We start from the raw sequence: 14,965 nt of genomic DNA on the forward strand, positions 1-14,965 counted from the left end.
CATGAAATTCACAACTTTAAAACCCTTTTGAATCTGATTCTTTCGAAAATCTTAATATATTTCCGAGGTAATAGTAAAGAAATCCCTGATATCATAAGATGGTAAACAGAGTGGTTTTAAGCTATAATGAATGAAGCATGATTAAAAATGAGGTGAAAGATATGATGAATATACTGGTATGTGATGATGACAAAGAGATTGTGAATGCAATAGAGATTTATCTAAGTCAGGAAGGGTATCATGTTTTGAAAGCTTATGATGGACTTTCCGCAGTACAGATTCTGGAAAGAGAGGAAGTCCATCTTCTAATCATAGACGTCATGATGCCGAGGATGGACGGAATACATGCAACTCTTAAAGTGCGTGAAAAGAGTTCCATTCCAATAATCATCCTGTCTGCAAAATCAGAGGATGTGGATAAGATTCTGGGACTTAATATCGGTGCGGACGACTATATGACGAAGCCTTTTAATCCGCTGGAGCTTGTTGCCAGAGTGAAGTCACATCTGCGTCGATATACAAAACTTGGTAATATTGCAGCTGCAGAAGGCGGGAATGTCTGTCAGGCCGGAGGAATCGTAATCAACGATGATTTAAAAGAGGTCAGTGTAGACGGAGAACAAGTAAAATTAACACCCATTGAATATAATATTCTTTTGTTGTTGGTCAAAAACCCAGGCCGGGTCTTCTCCATAGAGCAGATTTATGAACAAATTTGGAATGAGGAGGCAATTGGAGCAGATAACACAGTCGCCGTCCACATCCGTCATATTCGTGAAAAAATTGAGATTAATCCGAAGGAGCCGCGCTATCTCAAGGTAGTATGGGGAATCGGATACAAGATCGAAAAATTATAGGAAGGAGCATCTATGCAAGAATCGAATACGGGGAATGCCAAAAAGGGAAAGAATGGATTCTTTGGAATCCCCTCCAAAATAGTTGTCGGAGTCTTACAGGTACTGTGTATCTTTATCTTCGCTTTTTCAGCTGCTATTTTACTTCTTCTGCACAACAGCGGTTGGACTTTGAATGATTTAGGGACGAAGGCACACTTCTACGAGACCCAGGCAGCAGGGGAAAAGATGGATGATTATCTGTCAAAGGTGGGCAATATAATCCGGCTTTCTGAACGATTTAAAACAGACGGGAAAATTAATCAGGAGGTAGTTGTTGACATTATGCATGACGAGATTTGGGAACCGCATGCTCAGATGATGGATGAAAGTTCTTTTAACCGGGAGACATCTTACACCTTAGGACAGCTTGAAAAAATGTCCAAGACCCAAATTGCAGATGAATTAAACGAACTTTCACAGAGCTACTATTATGACCCAAAAGGCGTTGATTTCGAAACACCGGAAACAAAAGCTGCCATAAAGAGAATTGAAGAGCTTTCCGGTGCAGATATTGATTCATTTTCAGATAAATTTATCTATATGTTTAAGAACGGGAAGGCTTTGGAAGAAGCAAAGGGACAGAAGACCGCTGCCGGGGAGACGCTTGCAGAGTACGCAGCGAAAAATAAGGATACTGTCTCGCTTCAGGAACTTTATGAGCAGCTTACTATCTCTATGGATCGTTACACAGATACTATGAGGATATTGAGCAATACTTCTTGTTTCAATAATTCTAATTTCAGATTTTTTCTAAAAGCCGGCAATGGGCATGTCTATACAAATGTTCCAGAGTGGAAAGATCTGAAGGATATATCAAAGATTGAACCTGAAGGGGATCAGTATATTTGCTACAACAGACAGCAGGGCATGATAGATAATCAAGGCAGAGAGTATCCGGACAACGAGGCCGGAAGATACTTAAGTGATATTCTATCGGATAATCCGGTTCTGGATACGGATGAGATGGTATATCTGGGGATGAATAAGGCATATCCGGAACATGATGAATTGTACAGGACAGCCAGAATGCTTGACAATTTTATGCCGTATGCACAGGTACTTGTTGTACTTGGAATAATATCCATTTTTTTGTGGATGCTCTTATTAATACTTGGGACAATTCAAGCGGGAAAAAATCCTTATCACGCCGAGATACATCTGTACTGGCTCGATAAAATTCCGACGGAGATTGGCCTGGCAGTTGGGATCCTTGCCATGATCGGATTGGCTATTGGGCCGGCATTCCTGATTGATGAAATAACCTCGTATGAACGTTCTATGTGGGTGTATGTCTTAAGTGCACTGGTTGCTGCACTATGCTATGCGGTATTCCTTTTGATCTATTCAAGTATCGTGCGCAGAATCAAGGCTCATAATCTCTGGGAGCAGAGCCTGGTCAAAAAAATTGCAGATTTAGGAGGAGGTATTTACAAAAGAGGGAAAACATCTACAAAGATGATCCTTGTATACGGCGTGTTTATCGGGGTGAACGCGATCCTTATTATTTCACGTTCCTGGGTATTTTTCTTTTTTTGTATGCTGCTCGATGCACTGGTTCTGCTTTATCTGATGAAAAAAGCGGAAGAGAAAAAGCGGGTCTTAGAAGGACTTGAAAGAATCGGTTCCGGAGATCTGGAATATAAAGTTGATGTGACGGATTTAAGTGGGGATAATCTGAAACTTGCGGAGACAGTCAATCATGTCGGAGACGGGCTCTCGGCTGCAATCTCGGATAAACTTAAGAGTGAGCGTCTCAAAGCGGATCTGATTACAAATGTCTCACATGATATAAAAACTCCGCTGACATCAATTATCAACTATGTTGATTTGTTAAAAAGAGAGAATTTTCAGGATCCCAAAATTAAAGGTTATATTGATGTTCTTGTTTCTAAATCTTGGAGGCTGAAGCAGCTGACAGAAGATCTGGTGGAAGCATCAAAGGTAAGTTCGGGAAATGTTAAGCTTGAGTTTATTACGATTAACCTGAATGAACTGGTGCAGCAGATGAACGGTGAATTTGATGAGAAGTTTAAGAAGAGCCGTCTAAGTATTGTGCCGACACTTACCACAGATGCATTGTGTATATCCGCTGACAGCCGGCATATGTGGAGGGTTCTGGAAAATCTGTACAGTAACGTGGTGAAGTATGGGATGCCGGGGACCAGGGTATACGTTGAGACAAGGAGAGATCAGGGAAAGATTATCTTTTCCATGAAAAATATCTCTGAAAATCCCCTGAACTTTGAGGCAGATGAACTGACGGAACGCTTTATCAGAGGGGACGTGGCACGTAAAACAGAAGGAAGTGGTCTGGGATTGTCTATCGCTTCTGAGCTGACTCGTCTCCTTCGTGGCACCTTTCATATCTATCTGGATGGCGATCTCTTTAAAGTTACGCTGTCCTTCGACGAAGTAAAGGAGCTGCCACACTAATTACTTAGTGCGACAGCCCCTTGGGACCCTAGTATTATACACCTGGTCTTTTATGCAGCGTAAAGTTTAAAGAGAGAGGCTGTCAAACAGGTTATTAACATTAACCATTCCATAGCCCCAGATGTTGTTTGGATACGTCAGGGCCTCATTGCGCTGAGCTGCGCGCTGCAGCATATTACTGATATCATTTCCTGTGATCTGGGAATAATTCCCCCGGATCACTGCCCACTCTAAAATCATGGCTACAATTCCCGATGTCTGAGCCGCCGCCGCACCGGTTCCTGTGTAAGAGGAGTAACTGCCAAGAGGGGCTGCACACGTAAGTTCAAAACCGGGAGCGGCGAGTGTCGGCTTGACCTTCCCGGTTCTGCTGTATCCTCTTCCGGATTCAATCAGGACACTGTTGCTGTTTTGATTGTATGCCGTTACGGTTATCAGATGTTTTGCATTACCGGGGGATGTAATCGTTGTGTCAGGCGAGGACTGCAGAAAATAAGTTCCTCCCGAAATCAGATTCCCCGATGGAAGCCATGCATGATAGGAGAAGTCCTCGCTGTTTATATTCGAAACTCTAAAGATCCAGACTCCCTCAACCGGATTACGTATGCGGATCAGGATACACTGATTACCACTCTCTTGTTCCAGGAGTATGTTATTAACCCAGAGCTCGCTGGAGGATCTTGTAAAACTGTAAGGGACACATTCCATGATTCGCGGGTAAATCATCTGCGTAGTCTCACCGGTCGGAGAAACAACTTCAATAGTCAGGACAGCTGGTGCGTTTGGCCATATTTCCATGGAAAACATGTGATCTTCGTTTCCCACCCGAAGTTCAAACTCCTCGGAGTAGGGGGCATTTGTTATGTTACTGTAGTAATGGCGGCGGGCATTTCCCTCATTACCGGCACAACACGATATTCCGATCCAGGGATTCTGGATCAGATAATCGAGATAGTCACTCATAGAACCTTCGCCGTCATGACCATTCAGAGAATTGCCCAGAGCAAAACAGATAGAGATCGGTCGATTCATAAAATCTGCAGTTTCTATGAGATAACGGATCCCAAGCAATAAGTCTGTCTCCTGATAACAAGTGACATTATCGGGAACCAGGAATAATTCCCTGATATTTTGTTTGGCCTCTTTTAGTTTAACGACAACCAGACCTGCATCCGGAACAACGCCACTGAAGTTGTTAACCGTATCGGTGTTACCGGCGGCAATACTTGCAACGGCAGTTCCATGGCCGTTTTCGTCTACTGTAGGAACCGTGGAAAGAGGGTTTGCACTTCTCAGAGCGTAGTTAATACTGTCGGCGTTGTATTCTGTTCCGTACCCAAAATTTCCAGGGGCAGGACCGTTCTGAATTGTCTGATCCCAGATTGAGACGATACGAGTGGTTCCGTCTCTGTTTAAAAAGGCAGGATGCTGGTAATCAATTCCGGTATCTATGATGCCAATCAGTGTACCTTGCCCAAACAGGGAAAGATAAGGGTTCAGCTGTACGCTTTGTATTCCGGACTGCTGAAGGCTGATTAGCGAGCAAAGTGTGTAGATAGTCGGAAAATTATGGTATAGATATCTTCCTATCATACACATATCCGTCGTATCGCCTCTGTACACATGAAGAATAGACTCGCGTTCGTTCATCGGAGTGATATCATCATCTGCAGCTGTCTGGGGCAGGACAGTATTGTTAAAAATCAGGTCATAGTATTGCTCATCAAGGATCTTTGCCATGTGATGATCTCCTCTCAAAAACTTAACTTGTCAAACAAATTTTGCAGATCTATCGTCCCATATCCCCAGATGTTGTTCGGATAGATACTGGATATCGTGCACTGTGCTCCCCACATCAGCAGATTGGAAATGTCGTTTCCAGTGACCTGTGTATAATTTCCCCGAACTATACCCCATTCGAATAACATAGCCATAATCCCGGCTGCATGTGCGGCGGCGGCACCTGTCCCGGTATAGGAACCATATCCTCCGGAATTGACCGCACAGGTCAGTTCAAAACCAGGAGCAGCCAGATTTGGTTTTACGATACCGGTTCTTGTATATCCTCTGCTTGAATTTAACAGGATTGTATCGTTGTTTTGATTATAAGCGGTAATCGTCATAACGTGTTCAGCATTACCTGGTGAGGTGATTGTTGTGGACGGTGAGGATTGAACAAAGTAAGTATCGTTTGATATCAGATCACCGGAAGGAAGCCAGGAGTGAAATGTATAATTTTCGTTGTTTATATTCTGCACCCGGAAGCTCCATACACCTTCATTCGGATTCCTGAGACGTATCAGTATGAACTGACTGCCGGATTCCTGTTCCAGAAGATAATTATTAACCCAGACGACAGCCTGAGATCTCGTAAAAGTATAGACAGAACAGTTATTGATTCTGGGGTATATGATCTGTGTGGATTCACCCAGGGGTGAGATGATCTCGACAGTCAATACTGCAGGACTGTTAGACCAGATTTCCATAGAGAACATAGTGTCACGTGCACTTATCTGAAGCTCGATTTCATCCTGATAAGGGGGTGCGGTGACCGAACCATAATAGTGACGTCGGTTGCTGCCTTCATTACCGGCGGCACAGGATACCCCGATTTGGGGACTTTGCGTCAGGTAATCCAGATATGTATTGGTGGATCCTTCGCCGTCGTGGCCGTTTTGAGAGCTTCCCAGTGCGATACATATGACAAGTGGACGGTTCAGCAAGGATGCGGTCGAAACAAGATAGCGAATTGCCAGCATCACATCGGAATCCTGATAACAGACTGCTTCGGAGGGCACAAGAAATAATTCTCTTAGATTTTGTTTTGCTTCTTTTAATTTAACTACAAGAAGATCAGATTCGGGAACCACACCACTGAAAGAATTCTCTTCGTCGATACTTCCGGCGGCAACGCTGGCAACTGCTGTACCGTGTCCATTGGTATCGGTAGAAGGAACGACAGACAGAGGAGAATCACTTTCCAGGGCAAGGTTGATGTTTTCCGCCGTGTATTCAGTTCCGTAAGTATAATTCAGAGGGGGCGGACCGTCCTGAATGGTCTGATCCCATATTCTGGCGATTCGTGTGCTTCCGTCAGAGTGTAAGAATGCAGGATGCTGGTATGTAATTCCGGTATCTATGAATCCTACCAATACGCCTTGTCCGAACAGGGCCAGGTAAGGGTTGGACTGGATGCTCTGTACGCCCGATCTGTTAAGACTGATCAGGGAAGTTAAGGTTAAAAAGGTCGGAAAGTTATGGTATAGATATTTTCCGACGGTACACATATCAGTGGTATTGCCTCTATATACATGTAATATGGATTCGCGTTCATTGATTGGAGTGATATTCGCACTCAAATCTGGAGTAAGCGAGGAATTATTTACGACCAGATCATAATATTGTTCGTCCAATATTTTTTCCATTTCATATGCTCCTGTTGTATCACAGTGCAGGCCGTTAAAAGATCCATGCGACAGTGCACTTGTGTTTTGACTTTATAACACTTTATGTTTCTTCTATTGTGAATATGAAAAAAAATGTCCGCAGCCGGTTTACCGGCTGCGGACATCGGGATAAACACATTCAGTTTTGATTCTGGTCTTTTGGATCCTGTTCGATCTGATCAGGTTCATCCTGTTTCACATCAAGTTCGCTCATATGAGCGATGACTTCATCTTCAGATTGTTCCAGATCTTCATCTGGAGGCATATAGTTTGCAAAAATCTTGTTAAAGAAAATTGAATTAATGTAGGTTATGCCAGAGAATCCAAAAAGGAATATAAACATCAAGTAGAAAGAAAATACATTTCCCGGCGCATACAGGCAGATCACAGGAGGGGCTATAATAATTGCCAGAATTAAAATCGTATAGGGCAGATGACGTATTGAAAATAATAATGAATTGGTAAAAGTATGTTTGATCGTGTTGTAAAATCTGCTCTGCGATGGGAATACATATAGGAGCACAAAAGCGTAGATCAGGATTAAAAAGTAAAATACATATCTGATATTCGTTATTGCACCTTTCATTACGTTGTTCACAAGATAGATATCAGCACCTAAAAACAGACCGATTGCCAGCATGATCAGCCAGATAATGGTTGACTGTTTAAAATTCTCTTTGAAAGATCTGAAATAACTTTTGAACACATAGGAATCTTCATTCCGTACCATCTTAATTGTTACGTAATACATAGCTGTTATGTTCGCCCCAATTGTAACAATTGGAATACACAAGACAATAAAGATAAAATTCAGGATCATCAAATCGAACAATCTGCTCATAACTTGGGAAAATTTACTGTCAATACTAAAAATACCGCCCATAGTCTGCTTTCCTCTTTTCTAAATAGTGACGTAAGGGTCAAGCCCCATATCAAAAAACTACTCCAAATGTAAAATGTTTTTAAAGCCTTATTGTCAAGTATAACGAAAAGTGGAAAAAAAATCAAATAGAAAATAGCTTTCGTCAATCTGTATACGATTAATAAAAATATTTGGTCAATCTGTCTGAAGTTTAAAAGGTACTAATACATGATATTCAGATTTGACAAATGAGGTTGTCAAAGTTTGTGTAAAAGTGGCATGGTGTAAAAGTAAGCAATTATGTATACTAGTGTCAGCAGATAAAAGAGGGATAAAAACCCTTGTAATAATTTTAGGAGGAAAAGGAAAATGTCAAGCTTATCATTAGAGCACATTTATAAGAAATATTCGAATGGGTTTGAGGCGATAAAAGATTTTAATCTTGATATCGAAGACAAAGAGTTTATCATTTTTGTAGGGCCATCAGGATGTGGAAAATCTACCACCCTTCGTATGATTGCAGGTCTGGAGGAAATCACAGAAGGAACTCTGAAAATCGGCGACAAAGTAATGAATGATGTAGAGCCCAAGGACAGAGATATTGCCATGGTTTTCCAGAACTACGCTCTGTATCCTCATATGACTGTATTTGATAATATGGCATTTGGACTGAAACTTAGAAAAGTTCCAAAAGATCAGATCAAAAAACAGGTAACTGAGGCGGCTAAGATTTTGGATCTTGAGAAACTGCTAGACCGTAAACCGAAGGCTCTTTCCGGTGGACAGAGACAGCGTGTTGCCATGGGTCGTGCAATCGTGCGTGATCCTAAAGTCTTTTTGATGGATGAACCGCTGTCAAACCTGGATGCAAAACTTCGTGTTCAGATGCGTACAGAGATTTCAAAACTGCATGAGAGACTGGGAGCTACTATTATCTATGTAACCCATGATCAGACAGAGGCTATGACCCTTGGTACCAGAATCGTTGTTATGAAAGACGGTGTGATCCAGCAGGTTGATACTCCACAGAACCTTTATAATGCTCCTTGCAACGCTTTCGTTGCAGGATTTATCGGATCACCGCAGATGAATATGCTTGATGTTAAAATCAGCGTTGAAGGGGAAGATGTATATGCGACGATCGGAGACCACAAGCTGAAGGTTCCAGCTTCCAAGGCTAAAGCATTAATTGATGGCGGATATGATGGAAAGACAGTTATTATGGGTATTCGTCCTGAGAATGTCAATGATTCTCAGATGATGGTTGAAGTTTCAAAGAACAGCGTGATAGAAGCAAAGATTAATGTATACGAGCTGCTTGGTGCAGAGGTTTATCTGTATTTTGAGCTGGAAGGATTCCCGATGACAGCACGTGTTGATCCCCGCACCACAGCCAGAACCGGTGATACTGTTAAGTTTGCACTGGATATGGAAAAAGTGCATATGTTTGACAAAGAGACAGAAATTGTAATTACGAATTAATAATCTTAAAGCTGCAGGAGAACACCGCATTGCTGACTTTGATCAGTATATGCGGTGCTTTTTTTATTTTGTGTTGATTCTTTTAAAAAAATAAGTTATATTTAATTATATGCCAATAACTCTGAATGAAAGAAAGGCAAAAGGCAGAGTATAACGGCAGGAAAGGATGTGACTATTTTGATTACGAGTCAAGTTTTACAGAAAACAATAGACGAATTAAAGAATATTACAAGAATTGATTTGAGTGTATTAAATCCCGATGGAAGTATAGTTGCTACCACGTTTCCAGAAATGGAAGTCGATGTTAAAGGCGTTGATTCTTTTGTAAACTCGGCTGCTGACAGCCAGGTGATCTCTGATTATCATTTCTTTAAAGTTAATGATAATCAGAATGTAGAGTACGTTCTTGTTGCAAAGGGAAACAGCGACGATGCCTATATGATAGGAAAGGTTGCCGTGAGTGAGATCCAGAATCTGATCATCGCGTATAAAGAGCGTCTCGACAAGAATAATTTTATCCAGAATCTTTTGCTGGACAACCTGCTTTTGGTTGATGTATATAATCGTGCAAAGAAACTACGGATTGATACAGCGGCCCGCCGATTGGTTTATATGATAGAGACCAAGAATGAAAAAGATACAGGAGCTATGGAGACGGTAAAAACAATATTTGCTTCGCACCCGAAAGATTTTGTCACTGAGGTGGAAGAGCACAGTATTATCATCGTCAAGGAGCTAAAAGAAACCGATTCTGACGAAGATATGAAGCAGACAGCACATATGTTGGTTGATATGCTAAACGCTGAGGCAATGTCACAAGTCCGTATCTCCTATGGAAATCCGGTAGCGGAGATTAAAGATGTATCAAAATCTTATAAGGAAGCGAAGATGGCTCTTGAAGTAGGGAAAATCTTCTATGCGGAAAAGAATGTTGTGCCATACAGCAAACTCGGAATTGGTCGGCTGATCTATCAGCTTCCCATTCCTCTTTGCGAAATGTTCATGACAGAAGTGTTTGGTGAAGATCTGCCGGATACATTTGATGATGAGACTTTGACAACAATCAATAAATTCTTTGAAAATAACCTGAACGTTTCCGAGACATCACGCCAGCTATATGTACACCGCAACACTTTGGTATACCGACTTGAGAAACTTGAGAGAAGCACTGGTTTGGACATCCGTGTATTCGATGATGCGTTGACTTTCAAGATCGCAATGATGGTGGTAAGTTATATGAAATATATGAGAAACATAGATTAGAGGAGATAAGGCAGCTATCCGATGGAGTTTTCCTGAATGATAGCTGCTTTTTAAAAAACGTTTTTAATTTCCAGAATACTTAGACAATTTAAAGAAACAATAGTAAAAGAAAAACAATATTAAAAAATGCAATAAATATGTTGACAAACGAAGAGAAATTTGCTATTATACAGTTAAACAAACAGTAAACAACTTACATCCTTTCGAATCGCTTACAAAAGAATATGATGACGAGAAAATCATATGAGATATATCGTAAGTGATGGAGAAAGCAGATATGTTTAGGAGGTGGTTCCATTGGGCAAGTTAGAGGTTAGCATTCAATACGAGAGTGGCATTACCCGGCACCCCCTGTTAGAAAACCTTTATCATATGAGTGATAAGTTTCCCTGATTGAATGGAATAGCAAAAGATAAAAGGTATATCCTGCCGGTACTTGTATTGAATATATGCCACGATAAGAAGAGGTTTTGATTTGTGTAAAGAAACAAATCAAAAAGGACAGGCAACCATTGAAATTGAAAGTATACATATCATTGGACCATAGATTAATCTTTTGTTGGATCTAAATTTGTTGAATAACAGATATTTATACTGATATCTAATATGATTTGTCTGACTGGAAGTACGATAAACCGATTATATTGTACCAAAACTCTTGCTTATCAATATAGATATGGAACAATTTCTAAGTAAGCAGACTTGGTGAAAGGAAAAGTTAATACTTACGAAGCAGGGAAGAAACTATAAAAAATATAAATAAAGAGCATACACTGCTCTGGAAAGAGAAACATATAATTGAATAAAGGAAATCAGTAGACAGCCGTCGTATCGATGAATTTTGGTATGACGGCTGTCGTTATGTTATGAAAAAACTTTATTGACAAAGTGAATAACATGCTCCATACTATTCATGTGGTACGGGGAGAAGAATAGATGAATTTAGATTTAAAAGATATATTGTGGGAAGACGAAGATATCCTGGTAATCAGAAAGCATGCAGGGGTACCGGTACAGCATTCACGTGCTGGGCAGATGGATCTGGAACATCTGTTGCTGAATTATCTTGCACTTAAAAAATCACAAAAGAAAACAATCCCATATCTGGCTGTGATTCACCGGCTGGATCAGCCGGTAGAGGGAATCTTGGTATTCGCAAAGAATTCTGATTCTGCGCGGAAGCTGAATGCTCAGCTGGCAGTGGGCCGGATTAAAAAAGAATATCTTGCAGTCACTGACCACGAACCGGAAAAGCTGGAAGGAACGTTGGATAATTATCTGGTAAAGTGTAAGGGGGATAACAGATCTGTAGTTACCCAGAAGGATGTACCCGGTGCGAAACGATCGATACTTAGCTATAAGACGTTGGAAAAAGACAAAAAAAGCGAAAAGGTTCTTCTTTTGATTTTCCTGAAAACAGGACGTCATCATCAGATTCGAGTACAGATGGCGCATGCCAAAATGCCCCTCTGTGGTGACAGGAAATACAATAAAGAGTATAAAGACGGTGAGAATCTGGCACTCTGTGCATACAAGCTGACATTTTTCCATCCAGTCACGAACAAAGAATTGAAATTTCAGGTCAGCCCTGAAAATATAGTATTCCATCCTTTCCTGGGAAAATTAAGAGAATAATAAGAAAATATGTGAAATGTCAATATAGACTTTACAACAAAAATTGTAGTATCATACTAGGAAGACAATCAGAAAGGGAGTATATTGAGGAATGAAGTATTTACGAAGCACGGGAGCAGCAGCACTTCTTCTGGCAGTTTTTATTTCAGGATGTGGAAGCAAAAAAGAAGATCGACAACCGGTTACCCCACCGACAAAGGAGCCAGTAGTAACAGAGACTCCAACTCCAAGTGAAGCTGTCAAGTCAACAGAAACTGTGAAACCAACAAAAGAACCGGAAGAAGAAATAAAAGTCACTCTTTCAAATTCCCAGGAATTGACCGCTGATTATACAACAATGAAGGACTTGCCTGTAGAAAAGGGTACTTATATTGCTGTAGTGGCCAAAGGAATAGATTCCAGTTATTGGAACAATGTGAAAAAAGGCGCTGAGGCAGCCATTAAGAAGTTAAATGAGGAACTGGGCTATACAGGAAATGATAAGGTGAGGATAACCTTTGAAGGGCCTGCAAATAATTCAGACATAGATTCACAGATTAATATTATAGATGCAGTATTGGCAGATAATCCGACAGTTCTCTGTCTTTCGGCCATAGATATGCAGTCCTGCAATGCACAGCTGGAAACAGCTCAGGAAAATGGAATACCAGTTGTGATTATTGATTCAGGTGTGGAGAATAATTTGATTGCATCAGCATGTGCAACGAATAACTATAATGCAGGTGCAGAAGCTGCAAAAAAAATGAGTGAGGCAATTGGAAACATCGGGGAAGTCGCTGTTATGGCACATCAGGCTACTGCCCAAAGCAGTATTGATCGTGTAAAGGGATTTACAGAAGAGATGACGAATCATCATCCGGATATTAAAATCATTGAAACTTCTTATGAGAGTGAAGACAAGACAGTAAAAGAAATCGTATCTGGAGTACTAAAAGATCATCCGGATTTGTCAGGATATTTTGGTACGAATGAGAACATGGCAGTCGGCGTCATGGATGCCATGCAGGAGACTGAAAATGATAAAGTAAAGCTTATAGGATTTGACTCTGGAGAAACACAGCAGAAAGCAGTGAAAGACGGAAAGGAATATGGGATGATCTGTCAGAATCCATATGGGATGGGATATGCATCTATGGTTGCTGCGGCCCGACTGGCATCACATCTTCCGGTAGATACTTACATCAGTTCGGGATATCAGTGGATTGACAATAAAAATATAACCCTGCCCGAAAATCGTCAATACTTATATAAATAGTAAAAGAGTATGTCTGGGGAACGGACATACTCTTTGTGCCTTTATTTGGGATTTTGCTGATCTTTACTTTCTTCGTTGTAGATATCCTGGATTTCTCTGGATATTTCGGACCGTATATCTGATAAATCAACTGTATAATTGGAGTCATCAGGCCGGGAGGGTTTATCGACAATCCTAGTTTTATCAGAAATAGTGTCGTCAGGCCGAGAGGGCTGAGGTTTAATCTCCGTCTGAGATGTAGGTTTTGGCCGGTATTGGTGTTGTATCTTTTTCCTACTTCTCTTTTTCATGTTTCTCTTTCTGATCTTTCCTCCATGTTTTTTCTTCTTTTTCCATAATTTCAGCTGAAAAGAAACTCCAAGAGCAGCCAGTATGATAGCCAGAAGAACGGTGAACAAAAGACTTTTATGTCCGGCCAGGTCAAGAATTGATTTCGCGGAACCTACGGCCCCATATAATGCAGTTATGATACTCACAATAATTTGTTCTTTCACAATGGCAAGAAATCCTACTGCAATTCCAAACACGACGAAGCCACAGATTGCACTGAAGGTTGGCGTTGGAAATAGTTGAAATAGTGTGAATATCACAACTCCGATACAGAGAAAAAATATTCCGATTCGGTAAAGCAGAAAAGAAAGGACAGTGAAAATCAATCCTCCCGCGAGGGCAGATCCCAGGCTGGCAACAGGGCCAAGATTAAAATACAGTCCAAGCGATATTCCAGCACCAAGTCCTAAAAGCAGGCCAAAGATGCAGCTCCAGAGTTTTCTTAGGGCATAGCCGAAAAAACAGTTGAGCAGCGAAAATACCAGAGCTGCCCCGACAAGATAAGAGGCATAAGTGGTAAAGAAATCAGTAATATATTGTGAGTTTCCGAATATTGTGCCTATATTGTTGATACTGTCCATTCGTGATTCTCCTTTATGTATCTGCTAGTGTCATGGATTATTCTATAATGTTTTTAACAATTTGGCAAGTGATAAAAAGGGATTCCAGAACAATGACTTATCCTTACGCATATATTATAGAAATATCAAAATTGGAGTATGTGCATGTATATAGAGAAGCCCCTGCCCTTTTATGCAGCGTATCCGCTGTATGCCGGAATGGAACAGGAACAGGAACATGAAAAAGATCTGCAGAAGATGAAAACCTACTATTCCAAAAGGTGTGCCAAAATTCAGCAGTTGGTGGAAGATGAATGTGATCAGATGGAGTATGACGGGAGCATGATGTTTGACGAATATCCGGACAAATTGATGATGGAAAACCTTTGCCGAAAAATTGAAAACAGATATTTGAGTCAGGAGAATGAAGATTCTGATGAGATGCAGGCGATGGATCGCAGAAGAAATCCGGAAGTCAGAGATTTGATCAGGGTACTATTGTTTAACGAAATGTTCTGTAGAAGGTGCAGGCACCGCAGACATCGCAATTATTACTATTATTAACATGATGATACCAGGGTCAAAAGGTCCTGCGTTTCATGCTTGTATGAAAAAGCATGACCTTGGGACCCGAACAAACATGAGAAAGATGTTCGTTTAGCACCGACCGGAGCAGAGCGAAGATAGATAAGCACAAAGTGCGAAGTAATCCGTCAGTCGGGTCAGAACTTGAAAGTTTACAGACCTGCGCGAGTATGAAACCTTTACAAAACCTTTAACAATTTTAAATTTTCATTTTTCTG

General features: G+C 40.9%; 11 protein-coding genes. 7 read left to right on the forward strand and 4 right to left on the reverse strand.

All coding sequences use genetic code 11. From position 1 onward, the window contains the following. The first annotated feature begins 161 nt into the window (after positions 1-161). Positions 162-857, forward strand: coding sequence for a response regulator transcription factor (locus tag INP51_RS00540; protein WP_193735827.1), 696 nt, complete (start codon positions 162-164; stop codon positions 855-857). Positions 858-869: 12 nt separating this feature from the next. Beyond that, on the forward strand, positions 870-3,329 hold the full coding sequence (locus INP51_RS00545) for a sensor histidine kinase (RefSeq protein ID WP_193735828.1): 2,460 nt from the start codon (positions 870-872) through the stop codon (positions 3,327-3,329). Positions 3,330-3,395: 66 nt separating this feature from the next. Here the strand turns inward: INP51_RS00545 and INP51_RS00550 are convergent, their stop codons facing one another. The 3 genes from INP51_RS00550 to INP51_RS00560 form a co-directional block, all read right to left on the reverse strand. Continuing rightward, a complete protein-coding gene (locus INP51_RS00550; RefSeq protein ID WP_193735829.1) occupies positions 3,396-5,069 on the reverse strand; it encodes a S8 family peptidase in 1,674 nt (557 codons plus the stop codon). Positions 5,070-5,083: 14 nt separating this feature from the next. Further along, positions 5,084-6,754 carry a S8 family peptidase gene (locus tag INP51_RS00555; RefSeq protein WP_193735830.1) on the reverse strand — a complete coding sequence of 557 codons (1,671 nt, stop codon included), beginning with the start codon at positions 6,752-6,754 and terminating at the stop codon, positions 5,084-5,086. Positions 6,755-6,914: 160 nt separating this feature from the next. Then, positions 6,915-7,658 carry a YesL family protein gene (locus INP51_RS00560; protein ID WP_193735831.1) on the reverse strand — a complete coding sequence of 248 codons (744 nt, stop codon included), beginning with the start codon at positions 7,656-7,658 and terminating at the stop codon, positions 6,915-6,917. 348 nt (positions 7,659-8,006) lie between these two features. Between INP51_RS00560 and INP51_RS00565 the strand changes: the two genes are divergently transcribed. The 4 genes from INP51_RS00565 to INP51_RS00580 all read left to right on the forward strand — a co-directional run bounded on the left by INP51_RS00565 (position 8,007) and on the right by INP51_RS00580 (position 13,272). Then, positions 8,007-9,119 carry an ABC transporter ATP-binding protein gene (locus tag INP51_RS00565; protein WP_193735832.1) on the forward strand — a complete coding sequence of 371 codons (1,113 nt, stop codon included), beginning with the start codon at positions 8,007-8,009 and terminating at the stop codon, positions 9,117-9,119. 177 nt (positions 9,120-9,296) lie between these two features. Then, positions 9,297-10,382: a PucR family transcriptional regulator gene (locus INP51_RS00570; RefSeq protein ID WP_193735833.1), complete on the forward strand. Its 1,086-nt coding sequence runs from the start codon at positions 9,297-9,299 to the stop codon at positions 10,380-10,382. A gap of 936 nt (positions 10,383-11,318) precedes the next feature. Then, positions 11,319-12,017, forward strand: a complete 699-nt coding sequence (locus INP51_RS00575) for an RluA family pseudouridine synthase (RefSeq protein WP_193735834.1) — start codon at positions 11,319-11,321, stop codon at positions 12,015-12,017. A 91-nt stretch (positions 12,018-12,108) separates the two neighbouring features. Then, on the forward strand, positions 12,109-13,272 hold the full coding sequence (locus INP51_RS00580) for an ABC transporter substrate-binding protein (protein ID WP_193735835.1): 1,164 nt from the start codon (positions 12,109-12,111) through the stop codon (positions 13,270-13,272). A 41-nt stretch (positions 13,273-13,313) separates the two neighbouring features. On the opposite strand, the gene INP51_RS00585 is transcribed toward INP51_RS00580, so the two are convergent. After that, positions 13,314-14,183, reverse strand: a complete 870-nt coding sequence (locus INP51_RS00585) for an ABC-2 transporter permease (RefSeq protein ID WP_193735836.1) — start codon at positions 14,181-14,183, stop codon at positions 13,314-13,316. Positions 14,184-14,327: 144 nt separating this feature from the next. Here INP51_RS00585 and INP51_RS00590 point away from each other — a divergent pair, with 144 nt between their 5' ends. Beyond that, positions 14,328-14,726 (forward strand): hypothetical protein, encoded by a 399-nt coding sequence (locus INP51_RS00590; protein WP_230406842.1) that lies wholly within the window; start codon positions 14,328-14,330, stop codon positions 14,724-14,726. Positions 14,727-14,965 lie beyond the last annotated feature (239 nt).

This window comes from Blautia liquoris, from assembly GCF_015159595.1.
In the GTDB taxonomy this organism is placed as follows: Bacteria; Bacillota; Clostridia; order Lachnospirales; family Lachnospiraceae; genus Novisyntrophococcus; species Novisyntrophococcus liquoris.

Excerpts from the sequence above, each read along its gene's own strand:
- INP51_RS00585 (WP_193735836.1), bottom strand. The coding sequence starts at position 14,183 with ATGGACAGTATCAACAATATAGGCACAATATTCGGAAACTCACAATAT.
- INP51_RS00575 (WP_193735834.1), top strand. The coding sequence starts at position 11,319 with ATGAATTTAGATTTAAAAGATATATTGTGGGAAGACGAAGATATCCTG.
- INP51_RS00580 (WP_193735835.1), top strand. The coding sequence starts at position 12,109 with ATGAAGTATTTACGAAGCACGGGAGCAGCAGCACTTCTTCTGGCAGTT.
- INP51_RS00550 (WP_193735829.1), bottom strand. The coding sequence starts at position 5,069 with ATGGCAAAGATCCTTGATGAGCAATACTATGACCTGATTTTTAACAAT.
- INP51_RS00565 (WP_193735832.1), top strand. The coding sequence starts at position 8,007 with ATGTCAAGCTTATCATTAGAGCACATTTATAAGAAATATTCGAATGGG.
- INP51_RS00540 (WP_193735827.1), top strand. The coding sequence starts at position 162 with ATGATGAATATACTGGTATGTGATGATGACAAAGAGATTGTGAATGCA.
- INP51_RS00590 (WP_230406842.1), top strand. The coding sequence starts at position 14,328 with ATGTATATAGAGAAGCCCCTGCCCTTTTATGCAGCGTATCCGCTGTAT.
- INP51_RS00560 (WP_193735831.1), bottom strand. The coding sequence starts at position 7,658 with ATGGGCGGTATTTTTAGTATTGACAGTAAATTTTCCCAAGTTATGAGC.
- INP51_RS00555 (WP_193735830.1), bottom strand. The coding sequence starts at position 6,754 with ATGGAAAAAATATTGGACGAACAATATTATGATCTGGTCGTAAATAAT.
- INP51_RS00545 (WP_193735828.1), top strand. The coding sequence starts at position 870 with ATGCAAGAATCGAATACGGGGAATGCCAAAAAGGGAAAGAATGGATTC.